This is a genomic window from Acinetobacter sp. C32I, assembly GCF_023702715.1.
Taxonomy (GTDB): domain Bacteria; phylum Pseudomonadota; class Gammaproteobacteria; order Pseudomonadales; family Moraxellaceae; genus Acinetobacter.
Map to the genome: position 1 here is coordinate 3,710,314 of NZ_CP098480.1, position 22,907 is coordinate 3,733,220.

Sequence of the window (22,907 nt, forward strand, 5' to 3'; positions counted from 1 at the left end):
ATCCTATGTCACGTCTTGCCACTCGTTTTGAACAGCTTAAATCTCAGCAACGTAAAGCGCTTGTTTCTTATGTGATGGCAGGTGATCCGCATCCACAAGTCACTGTTCCATTGCTTCATCAAATGGTTGAAGCAGGAGTCGATGTTATTGAACTGGGTCTGCCATTCTCAGACCCAATGGCCGATGGTCCTGTGATTGCCTTAGCCGCTGAGCGTGCTTTGGCGGGTGGAACCAATACCTTAGATGCATTGGATATGGTGAAAGCCTTTCGTGAAAAAGATCAAACGACACCAGTGGTATTAATGGGATATTTAAATCCTGTTGAAGTGATTGGTTATGAAAAGTTTGTTGCTTATGCGAAAGACTGCGGTGTTGATGGTGTGCTCTTGGTGGACTTACCACCAGAAGAGTCGAAGCAATTAGGTGAAGTTCTTAAACAAAATGGAATGGATCAGATCTTCTTGCTTGCACCAACTTCAACCGATCAACGTATTCAACATGTGGTCAATCAGGCCAGTGGCTTTGTTTACTATGTGTCACTCAAAGGTGTAACCGGTGCAGCGACTTTAGATACTTCTGAAGCTGCGGCGCGTATTGCAAAAATTAAGTCTAAGACCAATGTACCAGTCGGTGTCGGTTTTGGAATTAGTGATGCAGCGTCTGCAAAAGCGATGGGTCAAGTTGCCGATGCCGTGATTGTAGGAAGTGCTTTCGTTAAATCTTTTGCGACATTGCCAGCAGATCAAGCTGCGCAACAGACGGTGAATAAAGTGAAGGAGCTTCGAGCTGCGCTCGATGAGTTAGTATGAGTCAAGAGTTAACATCAGGGAAGGTTCTTAGCCCTTCAACACCTTGGACAGAGCGTCATGTTCCTGGTATTCAGATTGTAGATCAACAGCAAACATTCAAAGCAACGTTTACTGAGCCGACCATTGAATGTCCTGAGTGCCATGCGCTAGTGACACGTACCGCAATGTCATTTAATGCTTATGTATGTCCTCAGTGTGATGAACACTTACGTATGCGCGCGCGTGATCGTTTGAACTGGTTCTTTGATCAGGTGAATGGAGAACTGGGCCAAGAATTTAGTGCCAAAGACCCATTAAAATTTGTGGATAGCAAAGCTTATCCAGATCGTATGCGTGAAGCACAAGACAAAACGGGTGAGACTGAAGCATTGGTGGTCATGCAGGGTTCGTTGAAAGGCCTAGACCTGATTGCATGTGCTTTTGACTTTGACTTTATGGGTGGTTCGATGGGAACTGTGGTCGGAGACCGTTTTGTACAAGCGGCTGAACGTGCCATTGCCTTACATCAACCGATGATCTGTTTTGCTGCTTCGGGCGGTGCACGTATGCAAGAAGGTATGTTGTCTTTGATGCAAATGGCGCGTACTGCTGCAGCAATCCAGAAAATGAAAGAAGCACGTGTTCCATACTTAGTGGTACTCACTCATCCTGTTTATGGTGGTGTGACTGCTTCATTGGCAATGCTTGGCGACGTCCATATTGCTGAACCAAAAGCGATGATTGGCTTTGCGGGTAAACGTGTGATTGAACAAACCGTGCGTGAAAAACTGGAAGAACCGTTCCAACGCGCAGAATATTTGCTTGATCATGGTGTGGTCGATCAAATTGTTCATCGTCATGCATTACGTGATACTGTATACAGACTTGTCGCTAAGCTGATGAATTTACCTTGAAACCACTCGCTCCACATGCAACAGATACATTAACAACATGGCTCGATTATTGGGGCCATGTTCACGTTACAGGCATTGATTTAGGGTTAGAACGTGTTATTCCCGTCGCTGAAAAGTTGGGAGTCATGCAACCGCAAGCGAAGGTATTTACCGTCGCAGGAACCAATGGCAAAGGTTCAACCACAACGACCTTAGCTGCGATTTTGAATGCGCAAGGTTATAAAGTCGGTCTGTACCAGTCACCGCATATTTATCGTTTTAATGAACGAGTCAAATTGGCAGGGGCAGAAGTTGATGATCAAAGTCTGGTCGATGCGTTTGTTTTGGTGGATCAAGCCCGCCGTGAATGTGGTTTAAGTTTATCTTTTTTTGAAGCAACCACTTTGGCTGCTTTTGTTATTTTTAAACAGCAACAATGTGATGTTTGGGTAATTGAAGTTGGTTTAGGCGGCCGTCTTGATGTGGTCAATGTGATTGACCCAGATATTGCGGTGATTACCAATATTGGCTTAGACCATGTCGACTGGTTGGGTGACACCATCGAAAAGATTGCATTTGAAAAAGCTGGGATTATTCGTCCGAATATTCCAGTCATTTTTGCAGGGCAGCAGCAGCTACCACAAGCCATTCAAGAGAAAGTGGCTGAAACCCAAGCTCAGTTATATGCCCTAGATCGCGATTATTTTTATCAGCTCAATGATGATGGTGAAACCTGGTCATTTGCATCCACGGGTACAACCTTAAAACTTCCTGTTGCTCAGCTCGCTTTAGATAATATTTCAACTGCTGTGGCCGCAGTATTGGTGAGTGGCATTGAGGTTTCTCAGCAAGCGATTGCTACAGGGATTCAGCAGGCACGTTTACAAGGACGTTTTGAAATACGTCAGATTCAAGATAAAACCGTCATTTTTGATGCTGGGCATAATGCGCACGGTGTCGAATTTTTATTGAAGCAGTTGCGAAAATTCCTAAAATACAATAAACAGTACACAGAAGTTGTTGCAGTATTTTCAATGTTGGCTGATAAAGACATTCCATCGGTCACTGATTTACTAAAAACAACAGTAAAAGATTGGTTTATTGCTAATTTAGATGTGCCGAGAGCCGCGCCAGTGCAACAAATCCAAGAAGCACTGCAAGGGCAACAGGTGCATGAGTTTGACAGTATCCAGCAAGCATTTGAAACTGTGCTGAAACAAGGTCATAACAATCAGCTGATTTTAGTCTGTGGTTCGTTTCATACTTTAGAAGCGGTCTGGGAGTATTTAGAAGAATGTCGATGAATAACAAACAACGCTGGATGGGTGGCGTTGTTCTATTAGGTGGTGGTGTTTTATTGGCAGCATTGCTTCTGAAAGGTAATGAAGAAATAGAGCAAGATCAGACTCAAGCGACTGTTACTCATCCGATTCCTAAAACAGAGTCTAAGCCAAAAACAGCTCAGCCTGCTCAAGAGAGTGAAATGGTTTCTTTACAACCCTTGGCGGTTGATGTTGAAACTGAAAAACGTTTGCTTGAAGAGCAACGCCGTTCGCGTGAAAAAGCGGTGGCAGAACAAGAAGCACGTGCCGCTGAGTTTTTAAAGATGCAACAGCAGGCAGAAGCGGCGGCAGCGCGTAAGGCAGCCGAGGAATATGCCGCGATTAATGCACGTCGTGCAGCTGCTCAGGAAAGTTCAGATAACATTCCGCCAGAACTGGTTGAAGATGAAAAAGCTAAGGCCCAGCGACTCGCTGATGATAAGAAGCGTGCTGAACAGCAAAAAACAACAGCTCAACAGAAGTCTGATGCTGAAAAGAAGTTAGCTGAAGACAAACGTAAGTCTGATGCTGACAAGAAAGCAGCAGAAGACAAACGTAAGGCTGATGCTGACAAGAAGGCAGCTGAAGATAAACGTAAGGCTGATGCTGACAAGAAAGCAGCAGAAGACAAACGTAAGGCTGACGCTGACAAGAAGGCAGCTGAAGACAAACGTAAAGTAGAAGCAGACAAGAAAGCAGCCGAAGACAAACGTAAAGCAGAAGCAGACAAGAAAGCAGCTGAAGATAAACGTAAAGCAGAAGCAGATAAGAAAGCCGAAGCAGAGAAAGCACGTGATTTAATGGAAAATGGCGATAAGAAATGGATGGTACAAGTGGCCCTCGCTGCGAACCAAGCCAATGCAGATGCTGTCGTATCTAAATTACGTGCTAAAGGCTATAAAGTGACGACGAGTCCGACCTCGAAAGGGATTCGAATTATGGTTGGCCCAGCCAAAGACCGTGATGTTGCCGATGCAACTCGTAAGAAAATTACCACGGATGAAAGCTTAAACATGAAATCTGCGTGGGTGATTGACTGGGTGCCACTTGATCAGCGATAAGGGCTGATCATCCCCGAAATTAAATCAGGAACACTTACTTTTACTGTGAGTGTTCCACCAATAGGGGATTTTGAGGATGAGTACAACGATAAAAATATTAGAACAATTTGTTTTTACACAAGATTCAGGGATCAGTGCACTGTCTGGAGTTGCTTGTGTGGGGGATGAGGTTTATTTTGTTGGTGATAACCTCCCTTATTTATTAAAAAACAATCGAAACAATAATTTGAGCGATGCAACGCGCTTTGAAAAAATTCCGTTATTTGATGCTTCAGCGCAAGTCCCGCTAAGTGCTTTAAGCAAAAAACAGAAGCCTGATTTTGAAGCTTTAACCGACATAAGTTGGAGCGGACAATCACAGCTTTTGGTGATGGGCTCGGGTTCTACCGAAAATCGAAAACGGGCATTACGCTATAATCCTGCTAATGATCAGGTCAGCACTTTCCTGGATGCAGCTGATTATGATTTTTTGCAGCATAACGTTGAATTAACGGGTGGAGCTGAACTGAATATAGAAGCCGTCTGTTCAGACTATCGTCATCTCTACATTTTTCAACGTGGCAACATTAATCGCCATCATGGGGTTTTAGTCTTTGATTTAGCCAACATTCAAGCGGGAAAATCCTTAGCAAATGCACTGACACATTCGCTCAAATTGAGTTTACCTGAGCTTGATGGCTCAGCAAGTGGCATTTCGGATGCTTGTTTTGTCAGGGATAAAAATTTGATCGTTGCCACCGCTGCGGTCGAACAAACACTCAATAGCTATGATGACGGTGCTGTTTTGGGAAGTTTTATCTTGGTGTTTTCTCCTGATGGTAAAGCTTTAGCAACGCATTTGATTCAAGATGCGAAAGGGCAGACGCTACCCATTAAGGTTGAAGGAATTACTTGGTTTGAGTCGAGCCCCGATGGCGAAGTCTTTTTACTAGTCACGGATAGTGATGGCGGTGATTCTGAAATTTTGAAGGTATTACTCAGCAACGCCGCTTTGGGCAAATCATAAGCTTAAATCATATATTTTGATGATCATTTGTCTTTGAATATTTGTTTTGTGCTGCCATTGATAAGCATGAAAACAATAAATAAGTTGGTGAATAGACCAACTTATTTATCAATAATCACTTTTGCATACCAAAGCAATTCAGTTATTTAGCTACTGGTATTCGCCAGTTTCTGTTGAATCCATTTGACATTTTCTGGAGTAAATAAGTGATCAATGTTTTTCCAGATCACATGAAAGCCATAGCCTCCTTGTTTCATTTCTTTGACCGCATCTTCAATCGACCAGTTTTCAAAAATAATCCGATACATGGCAATGGTTGCTCCAGTACGATCTGAGCCATGATAACAATGCACTAAAATTTTATGATTTTTTTGCTTGGCTGTTTGAATCGCTTGCATGGTCTGCAATAAATCTTGACGGTTGATGGCCCAGGTATAAATCGGAATATGCACCAGATTAAACGGTTGATCTTTTAAAACTTTGGCATCTTCATTTCTGGCTCTGAGATTGATGACCGTATCAATATTATATTGTTTTAAGCTTGGAATGAGTTCATTGCTGGGCTGATCACTACGGAAGACATCATTGCTAATTTGATAAAAATTATGCTGCTGTGAAATCAGTGTTCCCCAGTTTTTTGGACGTTGTTCATCATTGAGGCTTGAATGCTTCATGCATCCGCCTACACTGAGTGTAGAAATTAGGGTGAGGGCAAGGAGTGTTTTTTTCATATTACTGATAACGATTGAATTCGACTGGATCGTGCGCACAAATTAACTCAATGCTGGGCTCATGTTGAGCGAGATATTGTAACTGTTTCAGGTTGTGTAAACGCATTTGGTTATCTTCAGCCAATAAACGTTCGGTCAGCCCTAAAGCTCTCAGTTTATTTTTCGGATTGAGTTCCAAGTGGGTGTAATAGGCATCACCACAAAATAACATCCAGCCATCTGCTTTTTTGATGGCGATGCCGCAATGTCCAGCGGTATGTCCAATGAGAGGAATCATCAAAATTTCATCTTGAAATAACGGAAGCCCTTGGACTTTTTGCAGGTTAAACCATGCTTCGCCGTCGTTATGTTCAGCAAAGTTCCAATGACGATGCTGTTTAAACTGTTCTGTTTTATAACGAAGTTTCCCCTTGGCTGTCAGCGATTGAGTAGCATTAAATTCCGCAGCTAGGAGATGCACGGTGGCATTGGGGAAATCTGAAATTCCACCCGCATGATCAAAATCCAGATGGGTCACAAAAATATGTTTTACATCACTCGGGTTGAAACCGAGTTGCTGTATTTGCTGAATGGCTGTTAATTTTAGGTTTGGAACAATCGAACCAAAACGTTTGAGTAAAGGTCCTAAGCGCTGTTCGGTGTGTAAATAGTCTTGAAGACCTAAGCCTGTATCAATCAAAACTAAGCCACGATCTGTTTCAATCAGGAGACAATGACAGACGAGGTGGGCTTTCCAACCTGTTTGCCCAAATAATGGTGCACATACAGGGCAGAAACTGCCGCAATGCAGATGATGGATATTGTAGATCATGATGCTGTTTTTATTGTGTGGCGGATCGAATTATTCTTATAACGTATTGATTCCAAAATACCAAAACAAATTTCGATTGTGCATAAAAAAGCCTATTCAGAGAATAGGCTGAGATGCAAGTTATTCAAGCTTGATTGGATTTATTACCCTTGTACTTTAATTTATTCACTCACAGCCTAGCTGCTCGTCTTTATTACTACGCACTTCGTTTGTCTTGCACTGCGATTAAAGCATACGCTTTAATCTTGTTCAGGCTGGGGCGTGAGTCTTAAATAAGGTTTGACGGCCTTATAGCCTTTAGGGAATCGTTGTTTGATTTCCTCTTCATCTTTCAATGATGGAACAATCACCACATCTTCGCCATGTTGCCAGTTTGCCGGAGTGGCCACTTTATGCTTATCGGTTAATTGCAATGAATCCACCACACGCAGCACTTCATTAAAATTACGGCCTGTCGATGCAGGGTAGGTAATAATCAAGCGAACTTTTTTATTCGGATCAATAATCACCAATGAGCGTACTGTTAAGGTTTCACTGGCATTGGGATGAATAAATCCATACAACTCAGAAACTTTACGGTCTTTGTCCGCGATGATCGGGAAGTTGACTGTGGTATTCTGCGTTTCGTTGATGTCCTGAATCCAGCCTTGATGTGATTCAACATCATCGACTGAAAGGGCAATTGCTTTCACCCCACGCTTGTCAAACTCATCTTTAAGTTTTGCGGTATAGCCAAGTTCCGTGGTACAGACTGGCGTGTAATCTGCAGGATGGGAAAAAAGGATTCCCCAGCTATCCCCTAAAAAGCCATAAAAATCAATATCACCTTGGCTTGATTGTTGCTGGAAATTTGGGGCGATGTCGCCTAAACGTAATGTCATGATCAGTCCTCTATACATTCTTTATGTTTTCTATCTCCATTTAATATGCAGGATCTACTTTATAAATAAAATTATTGTTTTTGTATTTTGTTATGAACTTTTGAGATATTGATTATTGATCTTGTTAAAAAATGATCAGAAATTCACATTCAAATCGATGTAAGTTAAATGCAAATTTGCTACATTAACGCATCTTTAGTGATGTGATGTCAGAATCGCCTCGCAGATTTTTTTGCCTGTTTGAATGCAAAGCACTTGTAGTTCTTATTTCTGACTCCATAATAACAGCTAAGAAAAAATTAACCGACCTAGGGTTTGTTGAAATTGACAAACCTTATAACAAACAGGATTAGAGAGTTTATTCATGTTGGCAAGTCTGATCGGAGGTATCTTCGGTACAAAAAATGAGCGTGAGCTCAAACGCATGCGTAAAATTGTTGAACAAATCAATGCGCTTGAACCGACGATATCTGCTCTTAACGATGCAGACCTCTCTGCAAAAACTCCAGAATTCAAACAACGTTTTAGTAATGGCGAAAGTTTAGATAAGTTAATGCCAGAAGCGTTTGCGGTGTGTCGTGAAGCAGCAAAACGTGTCATGGGCATGCGCCATTATGACGTGCAGTTGATTGGTGGTATTACCTTACACGAAGGTAAGATTGCTGAAATGCGTACAGGTGAAGGTAAAACCCTAATGGGTACTTTGGCTTGTTATCTCAATGCATTAAGCGGTCAAGGCGTTCACGTGATTACGGTGAACGACTACTTGGCACAACGTGATGCTGAGTTAAACCGTCCATTATTCGAATTCTTAGGCCTCAGCATTGGCGTGATTTACTCGATGCAAATGCCGGATGAAAAAGCACAAGCCTATACTTCCGACATTACTTACGGAACTAACAACGAATTCGGTTTCGACTATCTTCGTGACAATATGGTGTTTTCTCTGCAAGAGAAAAAGCAACGCGGTTTAAGCTATGCCATCATCGATGAAGTCGACTCAATCTTGATTGATGAAGCACGTACGCCATTGATTATTTCAGGTCAAAGTGAAGATTCATCGCATCTGTATCAACTGATTAACAGTATTCCTCCAACATTGCGTCCACAGAAAGAAGAAAAAGTGGCTGATGGCGGACATTTCTGGGTGGATGAGAAACAGCGTTCAGTTGAAATGACGGAAGTCGGTTATGAAACAGTTGAACAAAAACTGATTGAAATGGGCTTGTTGGCTGAGGGTGAAAGCCTATATTCAGCAACCAACCTCAACTTGGTTCACCATGTCACCGCTGCAATTCGTGCTCATTATCTCTATCAAAAGAATGTGCATTACATCATCGGTGTGAATCCACAGACTCAGAAAGAAGAAGTCATTATCGTGGATGAAAGCACGGGTCGTACCATGCCAGGTCGTCGCTGGTCTGAAGGCTTGCATCAAGCGGTTGAAGCCAAAGAAAACATGGAAATTCAACCTGAAAACCAAACGCTTGCAACCACAACCTTCCAGAACTATTTCCGTCTGTATAAAAAGCTTTCAGGGATGACCGGTACTGCCGATACTGAAGCTGCGGAAATGAAAGAAATTTATGGCTTGGACGTTGTGATTATTCCAACCCACCGTCCAATGGTTCGTAAAGATCATAACGATTTAATTTATTTAAACCGTAATGGTAAATACACCGCGATTATTGAAGAAATTACCAATATTCGTCAGCAGGGTGTTGCACCGATCTTGATTGGTACTGCAACCATTGAAGCCAGTGAAATCTTGTCTTCTAAGTTGCTACAAGCAGGTATTCATCACGAAGTCTTGAACGCAAAACAGCACGAACGTGAAGCGGATATTATCGCGCAAGCGGGTAGTCCGAATGCAGTAACCATTGCCACCAACATGGCGGGTCGTGGTACCGATATTTTGCTGGGTGGTAATTGGAAAGCCAAACTTGCCAAAATCGAAAACCCAACGTCTGAAGACGAAGTGCGCTTACAGGCGCAGTGGGAAAAAGATCATGAAGATGTTCTAAGTTCGGGTGGTTTGCATATCATTGGTTCTGAACGTCATGAATCACGTCGTATTGATAACCAGTTGCGTGGTCGTGCCGGTCGTCAAGGTGACCCGGGTGTATCACGCTTCTATTTGTCACTTGAAGATGACTTGATGCGTATCTTCGCAGGTGATCGTGTGGTTGCCATGATGCGTGCAATGGGCTTGCAAGAAAGTGAAGCGATTGAACATAAAATGGTCAGTCGTTCAATCGAAAACGCACAGCGTAAAGTTGAAGCACGTAACTTTGATATTCGTAAGAACTTATTGAAGTACGATGATGTAAACAACGAACAACGTAAGATCATTTATTCGCAACGTGATGAAGTCTTGGCTGAAAGCACACTTCAAGACTATATTGAAGAAATGCATCAGGAAGTAGTGAAAGGTCTGATCGCAAACTTTATTCCACCAGAGTCGATTCATGACCAATGGGATATCGAAGGCTTGGAAAATGCCTTACATAGCGATTTAGGTATCGAGCTTCCTGTACAGCAATGGTTAGATCAAGATCGTCGTTTGGATGAAGAAGGCCTAGTGGCTCGTATTTCTGATGAAGTGATTAATCGCTACCGCCAACGTCGTGAGCAAATGGGGGATGATTCAGCAGCAATGTTGGAGCGTCACTTTATGTTGAATTCACTGGATCGCCACTGGAAAGATCACTTGGCTGCGATGGATTATTTACGTCAAGGCATTCATTTACGTGGTTATGCGCAGAAGAATCCTGAGCAAGAATACAAGAAAGAAGCCTTTAACTTGTTTGTGAATATGTTGGGTGTGATCAAGTCTGATGTGGTGACCGATTTATCTCGCGTTCATGTACCGACAGCAGAAGAGTTGGCAGAACTTGAAGCACAGCAACAACGTCAGGCAGAATCAATGCGTCTGTCTTTCGAACATGATGATGTGGATGGTTTAACAGGTGAAGTCACTGCTTCTGAAGAGACTGAAATGACTGCGAATACAGTCCCAGTACCAGAAAGTCGTAATGCACCTTGTCCATGTGGTTCAGGCTTAAAGTACAAGCAATGTCACGGAAAAATCTAAGTTTCGACTTGATTTAAGCTGAAATAAAAAAAGCAGAGCATTGGTCTCTGCTTTTTTACGAGAATTTACTTGAGTCGAGGCACGCTTTGTAGTTTCATTATTGGACTTACAGATCTTGATTGAGTTCGCATTAAAAGCGGGAAGACAATGAAAAAACCATTACAACTTTTAATTTTGGCAACTGCGGCGGTATCAGGTTTTGCATTTGCAGACAATGCACCACAAACTACAACTGTGGATAAAGTATTAGCAGCAAAAGGCACCAATACAGCTGAAGCACAAGTTAAACGTGAAGTCACAACTGTGATCAGTCCGCGTACTGGCATTCGCTATACTTTAGGTGATACAGGCAACCGCCCAATCGTATTGCAAACTGCAGCAATCGCGCCTGCAAACTCAGCAAATATTAACCGTATTGTGGCAGCAAACCCTGCACTATCAGCACAAAGCCAAGAGAAAGCCAAGATTGCTTTAATTGGTGAAACGGCTGTTCAGGCGGCCAATGCCGCGGCAGCGCAAACGGCAAGTACACAAACGGCAAAAGCCAATTAATTTCAATTGGTTCGAAAGAAAAAAGAGATGCAATTGCATCTCTTTTTTTATGCAAGAATTTTATTATAAAAAGCTTGGGAGCAAAATCAGGCCAATCAGGATGGCAAATAGCAACCACTTAGATACATAGTAGAGTGGGCGATTACGCTCTTTTAAACCGCGGCCATAGTGATGCACGGCATAACCATATTTAAAAATACGGTTAATAAAGCCAGTTTTGTCTTGGTCATCATTGGGTGAACTTGCCGCAGACATGACATTACGACCAAACCAGTGATTAAACTTTTGTGCCCAACCCCATTTCATCGGGCGTTCGATGTCACAGAATAAGATAATACGGGTTTCATCAGTTTTGTTTTCAGCCCAATGCACAAAGGTTTCATCAAATACGGTAGCTTCACCATCTCTCCAGCTATAACGCTCTTGATCGACTTCGATAAAGCAATCATCACTATTTGGTGTGACTAAGCCTAGGTGATAGCGTACCGAACCTGCATAGGGATCACGGTGTTTCCCTAAGTAGCTGCCAGAAGGCAATTCGGTAAACATGGCGGCTTTGACGGATGGAATACTTTCCAGTAGCGCCACTGTTTTTGGACAGAGTTGATGTGCAGATGGATGACTATCTTGATACCATTTCAGATAAAAGCGTTTCCAGCCTCGTTTAAAGAAGGTATTAAAGCCTGCATCATTGTTTTTTTCAGAAGCTTTAATTTGATTTTGCAGCTGAATCGCTTCTTCACGAATCACTTGCCAGTTATCCTGTAATGGTTTCAGTTCTGGGAACTGCGCCACATCGAAGAAAGCCTGGTTCGGCAACTTGGAAAAGCCCGTCATAAACATGTTGATCGGTGCTAAAAATGTTGAATGGTCAAATAATTGTCGAGATGCTTTTAAGCGCTCTTTACCTCGTAAATAGGTATACAAAAAGCTGACTAAAAATACGGCAACGATAATCACTGCGTACATAACACAATCGTCTAAAAAAAATGAAGGCGGTTATTTTAGCACAAAAAATATTTGGAAGAATGCAGCCCTAAGCGCAACTTTATAAGATAAAACTATGCAATTGAATGGTATTTCAGATGATCTGAGCGCGTATTTTTCACAGATCATCTGAAAAATAATGATTAAATTTGGTTATTTACATCATCATGCTTGGTTTCACGAATCATTAAAAATGCAATTAACGATAAAATTGAAGCCACACTGAGGTACAGACCAACTGCGCCAAGGCCATAACTTTCTGCCAACTTGGTTGCGATATACGGTGCAAAGGATGCGCCGAAAATACCTGCCAAGTTAAAAGTTAAAGCTGATCCTGTATAGCGAACCGAAGTTGGAAAGATTTCTGACAACACAGTACCGATTGGACCATAGGTTAAACCCATAATGGCAAGACCAATACATAAGAACAAGAACACCAGAATTGGGCTACCTGAACCTAATAGCGGAGCGAAACACAATCCGAACAGAGCGGAAAGAATACACACGGCAACAGAGGTATTTTTACGCCCAAACTTCTCTGCCAAAATCGCTGACAGTGGAATAAAGGCTGCAAAACAGAGGGTTGCTACCAGTTGCAATACAAGGAATTCTCCACGTGCATAGCCGAGCTTGGTGGTGCCCCAGTTCAAGGCAAATACGGTGGTGAGATAAAACACCACAAAAGTACAGATCGCGGCAATAGTACCAAGTACTAACATCGGGAAATGTTTGGTCATTACTTCTTTGAAAGGAACATTCACTTCTTTCTGTTTATTCAGAACTTTTTGGAAAGCGGGTGTTTCATGTAACTTTAAACGAATGTATAAACCAACTAAAACCAATACCGCACTGGCAATAAATGGAATACGCCAGCCCCATGCCATAAAGGCTTGTTCAGACATAAAGGCATTGAGTAGCAGGAAGGAACCTGTTGCAAGGATAAAACCGATCGGTGCGCCAAGTTGAGGGAACATACCATACCAAGCGCGTTTGCCCTCTGGTGCGTTCTCAGTGGCAAGCAGTACCGCACCACTCCATTCACCACCTAAGCCTAAACCTTGGCCTAAACGGCATAAGGCGAGCAATAGAGGCGCAGCAAGGCCAATTTGTGCATAGGTTGGTAGTAGACCGATACAGACCGTTGAAATCCCCATGGTCAGTAAGGCTGCAACCAAGGTGGCCTTTCGTCCGATTCGGTCACCGAGATGTCCAAAAATTGCAGCACCGATCGGGCGGGCAATAAAAGCAATCGCAAAGGTCGCAAGTGACTTGAGCACTGCAGCACCATCGCTACTTTCAGGGAAAAATAAGTGTGGAAAAATGAGTACTGCTGCTGTGGCGTAGATATAAAAGTCGAAAAACTCAATTGTCGTACCGACAAGGCTGGCAAATAATACCCGTACTTTTGAATTGCTGGCCACTTCTGGGGTGGCAGTCGTAGTGCTTGACGACATACAAGACCTTCATGTTATTCATTCAAGAAACAGAATAGCGGTTGTCTTGAAAAATTCCTTTTGAATGTGCAGTTTTACTTCGAAAACTTAATGCTATATATGGACTTATAATACATAACAGTAGATTGCCAAAAAGTGTAATCCTGCGCCTAATAGCACAAAAACATGCCAAATTGCGTGGGTATATCTTACCTTTTTTAAGGCATAAAACAATGTGCCGATGGTATAAGCCAAACCACCTGCAATCAGCAGTTGCACTGCTTCTTTAGACAGATAACGTTGCATATCATCCATCACCAAAACAGCCAGCCAACCCATGATTAAATAGGCGGCTAAAGAAATTTTTTGGAAGCGATGAATGAATACCAGTTTGAACAAAGTACCGATCAGGGCAATGGCCCATAAGGCGATCAGTAAGTAATGTGCCTTGGCAGTTGGAATGGCAATACTGAGAAACGGGGTATAAGTGCCTGCAATCAGATAGTAAATCGCGGTATGATCCAGTTTTTTATACCAATAGCGTTTACGTTCATCTTGGGCAAAGTGATACAGCATGGAACTACTGAGCAACAGTACCAAGCTAAAGCCATAGACCCATAAACTGATCCATTGTCCTAAAGGCAGGCCATAGCCTTTGATGATCAAAAAGATTGAGGCAATTAAAGCCAGTACTGCGCCAGCCCCATGACTATAGGCATTAATCAGTTCTTCTTTGGGGTCATAGTCCAGCAATGTGTTTGTGTTCATCAAGCGATCTGGTTGCATAAAAATACAACTGTATCGTAATGCAATTTCCCTTTTAAAGTAAGACGCTTTAAAATTTAGTTTCTATTTGTCAGGTTTTCATTATGTTTGCGCCGAATTTTTCTTTTGAACAAGAACAGCAGTTTTTCTTGGATATCCAGCAATCTATTGAAAATAAAAGCTTTGATCGCCTGATTTTGAGTCAGTACAAAGGCGAAATGGCGCAACTAGAAAAGATGACATTTCGTGTGATTGAACTACAGGGACAGGCAAACTTGTCTTGCTTATATCATCACACCACACAAGACATCACTAAAAACTATAGTATTGCCGAAGGTTTGGAAAAAATTGCTGAGTTATTGAGCCTGTCTAAGCAAGCTAATCTCTTTAGTACTGAGCAAGACGTTCAACTGAAGAAAAATAAAAAGAAAGCCATGTTGAACACTCAGAAGAAACAGGCATCTACCGACAAAGTAGGGCAACAGCAGCACGATCGTGAAAAGCAGCGTTATGTACAACAGCAAAGTCCATTTTTAAGGCATCTTGGCATTACCGATGAAAAAGGACAAATCGTTCCAAGCATGGCGCGTAAGTGGAAACAGATTAATAAATTTATTGAAATCTTTTCGCATGCTTATGAACAGATTGACGCTTCACAGCAAGAATTGAATATTGTCGATTTTGGTTCAGGTAAGGGCTATTTAACTTTTGCCTTATATGACTATTTGCAGGCGCAGCAGAAAACACCGTTAATTACGGGGGTTGAACTGCGTTCGAATCTGGTTGAGTTTTGCCAGAATGTGGCTGATCAAACGGGTTTTAGCCATCTGGATTTCTTTGAAGGGGATGTGCGTAGCTATCAGCCAGAAAAGTTAGATGTGATGATTGCATTGCATGCCTGTGATATCGCCACTGACTTTGCCATTCATACTGGTATTCGTCTGAATGCATCCATGATTATGTGTGCACCGTGTTGCCATAAGGAACTTCGCCCACAGCTACAAAGTCCAGCGGTGTTACAGCCGATGTTGCAATTCGGCATTCATGCAGGACAACAGGCTGAAATGCTCACTGATACCTTGCGAGCTTTATTGCTGAAAGCCTATGGTTATGAAACCAAAGTGTTTGAGTTTGTGTCTTTGGAGCATACCAGTAAGAATAAAATGATCTTGGCGACGAAACGAAAGGATATTCAGCAACCTGATGCAAAAATTATGCAGCAGATTCAAGCGTTAAAAGCCATGTATGGCATTGAAAAACAGAGTCTGGAATTGTTATTACAAGATCAGATGCCAGTTGAGAATATTGGCTGTAAGTGTTAATCGCATTAAAAAAATGCGAGATGAATCTGATGATATCAATCTAAGACGGTTGATATCGTCCCTTGCAATATTGGGTTGTAAATAAAAAATGGAATAACAACAAGTAGAGTCATTCAAATGATGAAAAACAAAATTTATCTCGCTGTTTTGCTTTTGGGCTTTTCCAATTTAAGTGAAGCAAAAGAATTTGAGAGCCCACTTAATCAGAAGGGCGTCGCCAGTTTTAATCCTTCAACGCAAGCCAGAGTCCGTTTGTATGGCCAAAATGGCCAGCAAATATATATGCAGCATACTTTTGATTGTAAAAGTAGAAAACAAGGGATACGTGAAAATTTAAGTGGCTACGGGGCATGGAATGCTTTCAAAACCTTTACCCGAATCAATATGAATTATTCGATTGGTATGCCACGAACAACTGTACAAAAGGACATTGAGCAGAATTTTAATACCTATCAGATGGTGACCTATAAGGAATATGTGGTAACTGCCAATCAACCAATCAATCTGCATGGATTTGTAGTCGGTACAGAGCAGACTACGGGCAAAGCCAAAGTGGTCGATGGATGTGAAAATACGGAAGCTTCATTTAAACCACAAGCAGGCCGAGAGTATGAAATATTGGGAGAGTATGAAAACCAGCAATGCCAATTTAAGGTCTATGACTTAGAATCGAGACAACTGGTTTCTGTCTCAGAGCAAGCCTATATCTGCCCAAAAGATAAGTGGAAGTTTTGGGGGAAAGGTGAGTAATGATGAGGGTTTTAATTTTGGAAAGCAGATGACAAACTTCGAGTATGAGAAGTTTGTCAGGATCTAAAACCAGTTAATGCTGTTCAATTGAGACTTCGGAAGCGGCGGCTGGTTGGGTATGTTGCTGTTCCTGTTGTTGTGCTTTACGTTGTGCGCCTGGCATATAATCCGGTTCTTGGGTCATGGCCAAATAGAAAAAGCTTAAAAAGATGGTACTCAGTACACCAACAATGATGACAAATTTCCATCCCAACACGGTTTCTTCATTTGAATCTTTTTTTGGGGATGGTTGATTATTCATAATAAATTCCAAAAATAACAAAAAACAAAACTAGATTCTGCGCCTTTTGAGGCTGATTTGCCAAGTAAAAATATGGAATTGAGGATAAGAGATGAGCTCATACTTTAGATAGCGAAGCGTATTACCAAGCCTGCTGCCATGGTTGAGTTTAAAAAACGCTTCGCTATCCAAAGTAGAATTGAAATTGATTGGATTAGGATTAAAGCCTATTCCAGTCCTCAATTGCCTTTAAACCTGTTTCTATACCTACATCATAACTATAACGGATTTTGGCTTTATTCTTTGAAAGTCGACCTGCCATATTTTTTAAATCAGGTGGGCAAACTTCCAGAATTTTCTGGCCAGAGGTTGAGCGGGTAAATTCGACAGCATCGTTATAACGTTGAGTCCGCGTTAATAAACTTTGCGCAAAACCACGTTGCTGCTTAAACAGGTATTTGGCAAGCAATCGATCACCTTTACTGCTGGCCTTATAATAATTTTTTGGACGAGTTCTGAGTACCATCAATTTAGACACATCATGCTGTTGTGCTGCCCAATGAACGGGGAGGGCATCAGCAACACCGCCATCAAAATAAGGTTCACCAAAGACTTCAACGGCTTGACGCGTTAAGACAGGAATTGAACTCGATGCTCTTAAACCTTCTAAGATATTGTCTTTTGAAGCTTTGATATAAGTGGCCTCACCTGAAATGGCATGGGTCAATACCATATAAAATTCAGGATGATTAGCAAATAGATGAGCTTGATTGAGCGGATGCTCTTGTTCTACCACATCCCACATCCATTTTAAGTCCAGCAAGTCACCACCTTTGAAAAAGCGACCATATTGGATAAATTCAGTGCGGAGCGAATGATCTAAATAGATTTGTAGGGTACGACCTTGTTGTGCTGCAAGGTAATTGGCGACATTGGTTGAACCAGAAGAGACACCAACGCAGAGATCAAAGGGATTAAATTGTTGCTGTAAAAATGCATCTAAGACACCGCTGGTGAATGCACCGCGCATTCCACCGCCTTCAACGACCAGTGCCTGACGATTTTGTTGAAGCATTGAAAATCTCGAATATCATGATAAACCCATGTTTTACACAGATTTATCATATTCGGCAATAACACTTTAGTGATTGTGTTGATGTGCTTCCGTTGCCCCTGTTTCTGTTGTCACTGATGATTGTGACATTTCAGCAGGAGTTGCCGCCTTCTTCTGGTTCATTGGCATATAATCTGGTTCATTATTAATAGCCAAGTAGAAAATCACCATAAACAGTACGCTGAGAATTGTGGTGATAATTAATGCTTTCCAGCCCCAAGGCGAAGTTTCTGGGCAGAGTTTTTCAGACATAAGAAATTTCCAAATGATGCAAAAAAATAAAGCAGAATTACTAAAGTTATAGCATAAATTGTGATGCATTACTCAGATGTTTTGCTGTGATTTTGTCGAGCGCATAAAAAAGCCCGTACAGACAAGGAGTTCCATACGGGCCTTAATTGGCTTGGCTAAATCAAGATTATTGAATCACAGTATTTTGCTGTGCTTTTTCTTTCAATAATTTTGGCGGCGTAAAACGCTCACCATATTGTGCCGCCAGTTGCTCGGCGCGTTGCAATGATTTTTGAATGCCATTTTGATTCAGGAATTGAATGGCACCGCCTGTCCATGGAGCAAAACCAATTCCGAATATCGAACCGACATTGGCATCAATCACAGATTCTAAAACACCTTCTTCATAGCAGCGCAGGGTATCTAGTGCCTGCACAAATAAGAAGCGGTCAATCATGTCTTGCTCAGAAATATTGTTCTCTTTCTGCCAACGGCTGAGACCATCCCATAAATGTTTTTTACCATTTTCTGGATAGTCATAGAAGCCTGCACCTGCTGCCTTACCTTTACGGTTCAGCTCATGAATCATGGTGTGTACCACTTCATCTACTGGGGTTTTCGGTAAATCTTTGCCTTCCGCTTGCAGGGCTTTACGGGTTTCTGCTGCAACATGTTCAGTCAAGCTCAGAGAAACTTCATCCTGAATTGCAAGTGGGCCAACCGGCATACCAGCTTTTAGTGCTGCCATTTCAATTTTGGCTGGATGCACACCCTCTGCAAGTAAACGCATCCCTTCTTGAATGAAAGTACCAAACACGCGGCTAGTGAAGAAGCCACGGCTGTCATTCACGACAATTGGGGTTTTGGCAATTTGCTGAACAAAGTCATAAGCCTTCGCTAAAGTGTCAGCAGAGGTCTGTTTACCTTTGATAATTTCAACCAACTGCATTTTATCGACTGGACTAAAGAAATGTAGTCCAATGAACTTTTGAGCATCTTTACTCGCCGTCGCCAAACCAGTGATTGGTAGAGTAGAGGTATTCGATGCAAAGATTCCACCTTCAGCCAAATATTGTTCAGCTTCTTGGGTCACTTTGGCTTTTAACTCTTGGTTCTCAAATACTGCTTCGATGATCAAATCACAGCCTTGCAAGTCTGCTGCATCTGCCGTTGCAGTGATCAGTGCTAAGACTTGGTCACGTTTTTCTGCGGTCATACGACCTTGAGAAACACGTTTATCCAAAAGTTTCTGTGAATAAGCTTTGCCTTTTTCTGCGTTTTCAACAGAGACATCTTTCAGGATCACAGGGATGCCTTTGATTGCCGTCGAATACGCGATACCCGCCCCCATCATGCCTGCACCTAACACACCCACTTTAGTCGCTTGCCATTTTGCAACATCCGCAGGGCGACTTGCGCCAGACTTAATTGCATTGAGACCATGCCAGAAAGTACCGATCATATTTTTAGAAATCTGACCGACTGTGAGTTGCGTAAAGTAACGTGATTCGATACGCAAAGCGGTATCAACATCAACCTGCGCACCTTCTACTGCTGCCGCCATGATCGCTTCAGGTGCAGGGTAACAGCCTTTGGTTTTATCACGTAGCATCGCAGGGGCAATTGCAAGCACTTGTGCTACAGCAGGCGTTTTCGGATCGCCACCTGGGATCTTGTAGCCTTTAACATCAAAAGGTTGTTGTGACTTTGGATTGGTTTTGACCCAAGCAATGGCTTTGTCTAACAGCTCTTGTTCGTTCTCAGCGGTGTCATGTACCAAACCCAGTGATTTTGCTTTATCTACCCCAAATTGCTTGCCTTCCATCAGGAATGGAAACGCATTTTGCAAGCCAAGCAAACGTACCATACGCACGATACCGCCACCGCCTGGCAGCAAGCCTAAGGTCACTTCAGGCAAACCAAATTTGGTTTTTGGATCATTGATGGCAATACGGTAATGACAGCCTAAAGCAATTTCCCAACCGCCACCCAGCGCCGTACCATTTAAGGCAGCAACTACAGGTACACCTAAAGTTTCAATTGCACGTAAGTCACCCTTGAGTTCTTCAATCATTTTGAAAAATTCAGTGGCATGTTCAGGTTGTACTTGAATCAGCTCATCCAAGTCACCACCAGCAAAGAAGGTTTTCTTGGCTGAACGGAAAATAATGCCTTTTAGATCCGTTTCTGTTTTAAGCTTTTGGCTGACGTCATTGAGTGAATCACGGAATTCTGCATTCATGGTATTGGCAGATTGACCTGATGAATCAAGGGTAAGAATTACAATATTGTCAGCGTTTTTTTCGTATTTAATAGCGCTCATGTTGTGCTCCTTACACCAACTCAATAATGGTGGCGATACCCATTCCACCACCAACACATAATGTGGCTAGGCCACGTTTTTTACCTTGACGCTCTAACTCGTCTAACAAAGTGCCTAAAATCATGGCACCCGTTGCACCCAATGGATGACCCATTGCAATTGCACCGCCGTTCACATTGACTTTCTCGGCAGGAACGTTCAGTTCATTGATAAAACGCATCACCACGGCCGCAAAGGCTTCATTGACTTCAAATAGGTCAATATCATCAATCGTTAAGCCCGCTTTGGCTAAGGCTTTACGTGCAGCAGGGGCAGGACCTGTCAGCATAATGGTTGGGTCAGTCCCCACCAATGCCGTTGCCAACACTTTGGCACGTGGTTTTAAGCCTTGTTCTTTGACGGCTTTTTCAGAAGCCAATAACACCACCGCAGCACCATCAACGATGCCCGATGAGTTACCCGCATGATGCACATGGTTAATTTTTTGCGCTTCAGGATACTTCTGTAGCGCAACCGCATCGAAGCCCATTTGTCCCATCATTTCAAAGCTGGCATTCAGTTTTGCCAAGCCTTCAACCGTGGTCGCACCCCGAATAAATTCATCTTTTTCTAAGATCAGCACACCTGAATGATCTTTAACAGGAATTACTGACTTATCGAAATAACCTTTGGCTTGTGCTGCCGCGGCTTTTTGTTGTGAGCCGACTGCAAAAGCATCGACATCTTCGCGGCTATAGCCATCTAAGGTGGCAATTAAGTCCGCGCCAACGCCTTGTGGCACAAAAGAAGATTTTAAGTTGGTTTCAGGATCAAGTGCCCAAGGGCCTCCATCAGAGCCCATCGGAATACGTGACATGGACTCCACACCACCAGCAACCACTACATCTTCCCAACCAGAACGGACTTTTTGTGCTGCCAAATTGACCGCTTCCAAACCAGATGCACAGAAACGGTTGATTTGCACACCTGCCACATCATCATTCCAACCTGCTGCAATGGCCGCAGTTTTAGCAATATCACCGCCTTGGTCAGCAATCGGTGTGACACAACCTAAGACGATATCATCCACTTTTGACGTATCAAGTTGATGGCGTTGTTGTAATTCATTCAATAATGATGTGAGTAAAGTAATCGGTTTGACTTCATGCAGTGAGCCATCTTTTTTCCCTTTTCCGCGTGGTGTGCGAATGGCATCAATAATGTAGGCCTCGCTCATAGGTTTTCCTTGTATCACCTTAAAATTGTTGTTTATCGAGTGTACTCAATTTAAGTGTCAGTGCAATGATGATAAACATTGGCAAGTTTGATGCTTTTCGCCAATTTGATAGATTGTGTGAGTGATTAATCCAAGCGTTAATTTTGGTATTCTTTGACATGTCTTACGAGATCTTAGATTAGACTAGCATTTGGAAATGGTTGATAGAAAAGATGGACGAAAGCACATGATAATACTAAAGCGTCACTATGCTGTTATGGCATTGATCTTGTCACTTTTGGGATGTGATTCACCTGGACGGAATGTTGAAAATAACAAAGCAATCGAGGATAAAAACAAGGTGAGCCAAACCTATTCAAATCAAGCTGCTGATGACAAAATGCTATTGGTATTGTCTGCGCCTTCTGTACATGATCCTTATTACAAATCTGCTTTTCAACGAATTGTAGATTTTCAGATTGATTATGCAAAATCAATTTTGGGTAATGACAATGTGGTCATTGTAGTAGATAAAGACACTAAGCCGTATTTCACAGGCAAAGTGCCTGAAGATATTTTACTGGTAGATGATGTCCGTGATATCTGGATGCGCGACTTCACCACGGTTAATCCAATGCGACCGGTGCAATTTACCTATACTTGGGCCTCGATGACCAAGAAACAAAGTAAAGATGTGCAAAAAAGTTTTAGTCAGTTTGCGGATCGTTATCAAATTCAAAGAGCTAAAACTGATTTGATGATTGATGGGGGTAACCTTGTTGATGATTATGCGGGTCGTGTGATTACCACCACACGTTTTATGGAAGATAATCAGCTTAGCTATAACGAGGCCAAACAAGAGTTAAAAGCGACTTTGGGTGCAACCGAAGTTGCCATCTTAGAACCAGATGAAGAAGTGCTGGCACATTCAGATGGCATGGTCAGTTGGGTGGATAAAAATACTCTGTTGGTGAATGACTATTCAAAGACACCATCATTTAGAACAACCGTAATGAAGGAGTTAAAAGCTGCGTTTCCAACTGCAAAAATCGTGGAAGTGCCTGTTGAATATAAGACCAATCCCAAAGGGCAGTGGGAAGGTTTTGAGTCAGCATGTGGTGTGAATTTAAATGCCACGGTCACACATCACAATATCTATGTGCCAACTTTTAATATGCCGCATGATCAAAAAGCACTCACGATTATCAAGCAGAATACCTCTAAGAAAGTGATTCCTGTGAATGCTGAATCTGTTTGTCCAATGGGGGGCAGCGTGCGTTGCCTCACTTGGCAGGTGACAGGGGATAATGCTGCGAAACTGATCCAAGCTGCTCGAGATAAGTAATTGATTTATAACTTGCATCGGCT

The 22,907-nt window shown here is 42.4% G+C and carries 21 protein-coding genes; 10 read left to right on the plus strand and 11 right to left on the minus strand.

Annotation, left to right across the window (positions count from 1 at the left end):
• The first annotated feature begins 5 nt into the window (after positions 1 to 5).
• From trpA to NDN13_RS17755, 5 genes are all read left to right on the plus strand, one after another.
• On the plus strand, positions 6 to 809 hold the full coding sequence (gene trpA / locus NDN13_RS17735) for a tryptophan synthase subunit alpha (protein ID WP_016162645.1): 804 nt from the start codon (positions 6 to 8) through the stop codon (positions 807 to 809).
• Positions 806 to 1,702 (plus strand): acetyl-CoA carboxylase, carboxyltransferase subunit beta, encoded by an 897-nt coding sequence (gene accD, locus NDN13_RS17740; RefSeq protein WP_251116392.1) that lies wholly within the window; start codon positions 806 to 808, stop codon positions 1,700 to 1,702. Before trpA ends, accD begins: the two co-directional genes overlap by 4 nt.
• Positions 1,699 to 2,985 carry a bifunctional tetrahydrofolate synthase/dihydrofolate synthase gene (gene folC, locus NDN13_RS17745; RefSeq protein ID WP_251116393.1) on the plus strand — a complete coding sequence of 429 codons (1,287 nt, stop codon included), beginning with the start codon at positions 1,699 to 1,701 and terminating at the stop codon, positions 2,983 to 2,985. Before accD ends, folC begins: the two co-directional genes overlap by 4 nt.
• A complete protein-coding gene (locus tag NDN13_RS17750; protein WP_251116394.1) occupies positions 2,976 to 4,064 on the plus strand; it encodes an SPOR domain-containing protein in 1,089 nt (362 codons plus the stop codon). The genes folC and NDN13_RS17750 overlap by 10 nt, the downstream gene beginning before the upstream one ends.
• Positions 4,065 to 4,140: 76 nt before the next feature.
• Entirely contained in the window at positions 4,141 to 5,070 is a 930-nt protein-coding gene (locus tag NDN13_RS17755; protein ID WP_251116395.1) for a DUF6929 family protein, read from the plus strand.
• A 146-nt stretch (positions 5,071 to 5,216) separates the two neighbouring features.
• Here the strand turns inward: NDN13_RS17755 and NDN13_RS17760 are convergent, their stop codons facing one another.
• From NDN13_RS17760 to NDN13_RS17770, 3 genes are all read right to left on the minus strand, one after another.
• Positions 5,217 to 5,801, minus strand: coding sequence for a dual specificity protein phosphatase family protein (locus NDN13_RS17760; protein WP_251116396.1), 585 nt, complete (start codon positions 5,799 to 5,801; stop codon positions 5,217 to 5,219).
• A 1-nt stretch (position 5,802) separates the two neighbouring features.
• A complete protein-coding gene (locus NDN13_RS17765) occupies positions 5,803 to 6,612 on the minus strand; it encodes an MBL fold metallo-hydrolase (protein WP_251116397.1) in 810 nt (269 codons plus the stop codon).
• 239 nt (positions 6,613 to 6,851) lie between these two features.
• Complete coding sequence (locus NDN13_RS17770) at positions 6,852 to 7,493, minus strand: peroxiredoxin (protein ID WP_251116398.1); 642 nt, start codon at positions 7,491 to 7,493, stop codon at positions 6,852 to 6,854.
• 364 nt (positions 7,494 to 7,857) lie between these two features.
• Between NDN13_RS17770 and secA the strand changes: the two genes are divergently transcribed.
• Positions 7,858 to 10,587 (plus strand): preprotein translocase subunit SecA, encoded by a 2,730-nt coding sequence (secA, locus tag NDN13_RS17775; RefSeq protein WP_251116399.1) that lies wholly within the window; start codon positions 7,858 to 7,860, stop codon positions 10,585 to 10,587.
• Positions 10,588 to 10,734: 147 nt separating this feature from the next.
• Positions 10,735 to 11,139 carry a thioredoxin domain-containing protein gene (locus tag NDN13_RS17780; RefSeq protein WP_251116400.1) on the plus strand — a complete coding sequence of 135 codons (405 nt, stop codon included), beginning with the start codon at positions 10,735 to 10,737 and terminating at the stop codon, positions 11,137 to 11,139.
• 63 nt (positions 11,140 to 11,202) lie between these two features.
• On the opposite strand, the gene lpxO is transcribed toward NDN13_RS17780, so the two are convergent.
• The 3 genes from lpxO to trhA all read right to left on the minus strand — a co-directional run bounded on the left by lpxO (position 11,203) and on the right by trhA (position 14,327).
• Positions 11,203 to 12,108 (minus strand): lipid A hydroxylase LpxO, encoded by a 906-nt coding sequence (gene lpxO, locus NDN13_RS17785; RefSeq protein WP_005206139.1) that lies wholly within the window; start codon positions 12,106 to 12,108, stop codon positions 11,203 to 11,205.
• Between the two features lie 161 nt (positions 12,109 to 12,269).
• On the minus strand, positions 12,270 to 13,580 hold the full coding sequence (locus NDN13_RS17790; RefSeq protein WP_241304699.1) for an MFS transporter: 1,311 nt from the start codon (positions 13,578 to 13,580) through the stop codon (positions 12,270 to 12,272).
• Positions 13,581 to 13,685: 105 nt separating this feature from the next.
• The gene (gene trhA, locus NDN13_RS17795) at positions 13,686 to 14,327 is read right to left on the minus strand and encodes a PAQR family membrane homeostasis protein TrhA (protein ID WP_251116401.1); all 642 of its coding nucleotides are present in this window, start codon (positions 14,325 to 14,327) and stop codon (positions 13,686 to 13,688) included.
• Between the two features lie 101 nt (positions 14,328 to 14,428).
• Between trhA and NDN13_RS17800 the strand changes: the two genes are divergently transcribed.
• Both NDN13_RS17800 and NDN13_RS17805 read left to right on the plus strand, forming a co-directional pair.
• Positions 14,429 to 15,646: a class I SAM-dependent methyltransferase gene (locus tag NDN13_RS17800; RefSeq protein WP_251116402.1), complete on the plus strand. Its 1,218-nt coding sequence runs from the start codon at positions 14,429 to 14,431 to the stop codon at positions 15,644 to 15,646.
• Positions 15,647 to 15,763: 117 nt separating this feature from the next.
• Positions 15,764 to 16,396, plus strand: coding sequence for a hypothetical protein (locus NDN13_RS17805; protein WP_251116403.1), 633 nt, complete (start codon positions 15,764 to 15,766; stop codon positions 16,394 to 16,396).
• 73 nt (positions 16,397 to 16,469) lie between these two features.
• Here NDN13_RS17805 and NDN13_RS17810 read toward each other — a convergent pair whose 3' ends face one another.
• The 5 genes from NDN13_RS17810 to NDN13_RS17830 all read right to left on the minus strand — a co-directional run bounded on the left by NDN13_RS17810 (position 16,470) and on the right by NDN13_RS17830 (position 21,560).
• Positions 16,470 to 16,697 carry a hypothetical protein gene (locus NDN13_RS17810; protein WP_251116404.1) on the minus strand — a complete coding sequence of 76 codons (228 nt, stop codon included), beginning with the start codon at positions 16,695 to 16,697 and terminating at the stop codon, positions 16,470 to 16,472.
• Between the two features lie 199 nt (positions 16,698 to 16,896).
• Positions 16,897 to 17,751: a patatin-like phospholipase family protein gene (locus NDN13_RS17815; RefSeq protein ID WP_251116405.1), complete on the minus strand. Its 855-nt coding sequence runs from the start codon at positions 17,749 to 17,751 to the stop codon at positions 16,897 to 16,899.
• A 66-nt stretch (positions 17,752 to 17,817) separates the two neighbouring features.
• Positions 17,818 to 18,042, minus strand: coding sequence for a hypothetical protein (locus NDN13_RS17820; RefSeq protein WP_005206131.1), 225 nt, complete (start codon positions 18,040 to 18,042; stop codon positions 17,818 to 17,820).
• Positions 18,043 to 18,208: 166 nt separating this feature from the next.
• Positions 18,209 to 20,344 carry a 3-hydroxyacyl-CoA dehydrogenase NAD-binding domain-containing protein gene (locus tag NDN13_RS17825; protein ID WP_251116406.1) on the minus strand — a complete coding sequence of 712 codons (2,136 nt, stop codon included), beginning with the start codon at positions 20,342 to 20,344 and terminating at the stop codon, positions 18,209 to 18,211.
• Positions 20,345 to 20,354: 10 nt separating this feature from the next.
• Entirely contained in the window at positions 20,355 to 21,560 is a 1,206-nt protein-coding gene (locus NDN13_RS17830; RefSeq protein WP_251116407.1) for an acetyl-CoA C-acetyltransferase, read from the minus strand.
• A gap of 226 nt (positions 21,561 to 21,786) precedes the next feature.
• On the opposite strand from NDN13_RS17830, the gene NDN13_RS17835 reads away from it, so the two are divergent.
• Positions 21,787 to 22,884 carry an agmatine deiminase family protein gene (locus NDN13_RS17835; RefSeq protein ID WP_251116408.1) on the plus strand — a complete coding sequence of 366 codons (1,098 nt, stop codon included), beginning with the start codon at positions 21,787 to 21,789 and terminating at the stop codon, positions 22,882 to 22,884.
• Positions 22,885 to 22,907 lie beyond the last annotated feature (23 nt).

What these genes read in the sequence shown, in the direction of transcription:
- trpA (WP_016162645.1), top strand. Translation starts at nt 6, where the DNA reads ATGTCACGTCTTGCCACTCGTTTTGAACAGCTTAAATCTCAGCAACGT.
- accD (WP_251116392.1), top strand. Translation starts at nt 806, where the DNA reads ATGAGTCAAGAGTTAACATCAGGGAAGGTTCTTAGCCCTTCAACACCT.
- NDN13_RS17750 (WP_251116394.1), top strand. Translation starts at nt 2,976, where the DNA reads ATGTCGATGAATAACAAACAACGCTGGATGGGTGGCGTTGTTCTATTA.
- NDN13_RS17755 (WP_251116395.1), top strand. Translation starts at nt 4,141, where the DNA reads ATGAGTACAACGATAAAAATATTAGAACAATTTGTTTTTACACAAGAT.
- NDN13_RS17760 (WP_251116396.1), bottom strand. Translation starts at nt 5,801, where the DNA reads ATGAAAAAAACACTCCTTGCCCTCACCCTAATTTCTACACTCAGTGTA.
- NDN13_RS17765 (WP_251116397.1), bottom strand. Translation starts at nt 6,612, where the DNA reads ATGATCTACAATATCCATCATCTGCATTGCGGCAGTTTCTGCCCTGTA.
- NDN13_RS17770 (WP_251116398.1), bottom strand. Translation starts at nt 7,493, where the DNA reads ATGACATTACGTTTAGGCGACATCGCCCCAAATTTCCAGCAACAATCA.
- secA (WP_251116399.1), top strand. Translation starts at nt 7,858, where the DNA reads ATGTTGGCAAGTCTGATCGGAGGTATCTTCGGTACAAAAAATGAGCGT.
- NDN13_RS17780 (WP_251116400.1), top strand. Translation starts at nt 10,735, where the DNA reads ATGAAAAAACCATTACAACTTTTAATTTTGGCAACTGCGGCGGTATCA.
- lpxO (WP_005206139.1), bottom strand. Translation starts at nt 12,108, where the DNA reads ATGTACGCAGTGATTATCGTTGCCGTATTTTTAGTCAGCTTTTTGTAT.
- NDN13_RS17790 (WP_241304699.1), bottom strand. Translation starts at nt 13,580, where the DNA reads ATGTCGTCAAGCACTACGACTGCCACCCCAGAAGTGGCCAGCAATTCA.
- trhA (WP_251116401.1), bottom strand. Translation starts at nt 14,327, where the DNA reads ATGAACACAAACACATTGCTGGACTATGACCCCAAAGAAGAACTGATT.
- NDN13_RS17800 (WP_251116402.1), top strand. Translation starts at nt 14,429, where the DNA reads ATGTTTGCGCCGAATTTTTCTTTTGAACAAGAACAGCAGTTTTTCTTG.
- NDN13_RS17805 (WP_251116403.1), top strand. Translation starts at nt 15,764, where the DNA reads ATGATGAAAAACAAAATTTATCTCGCTGTTTTGCTTTTGGGCTTTTCC.
- NDN13_RS17810 (WP_251116404.1), bottom strand. Translation starts at nt 16,697, where the DNA reads ATGAATAATCAACCATCCCCAAAAAAAGATTCAAATGAAGAAACCGTG.
- NDN13_RS17815 (WP_251116405.1), bottom strand. Translation starts at nt 17,751, where the DNA reads ATGCTTCAACAAAATCGTCAGGCACTGGTCGTTGAAGGCGGTGGAATG.
- NDN13_RS17820 (WP_005206131.1), bottom strand. Translation starts at nt 18,042, where the DNA reads ATGTCTGAAAAACTCTGCCCAGAAACTTCGCCTTGGGGCTGGAAAGCA.
- NDN13_RS17825 (WP_251116406.1), bottom strand. Translation starts at nt 20,344, where the DNA reads ATGAGCGCTATTAAATACGAAAAAAACGCTGACAATATTGTAATTCTT.
- NDN13_RS17830 (WP_251116407.1), bottom strand. Translation starts at nt 21,560, where the DNA reads ATGAGCGAGGCCTACATTATTGATGCCATTCGCACACCACGCGGAAAA.
- NDN13_RS17835 (WP_251116408.1), top strand. Translation starts at nt 21,787, where the DNA reads ATGATAATACTAAAGCGTCACTATGCTGTTATGGCATTGATCTTGTCA.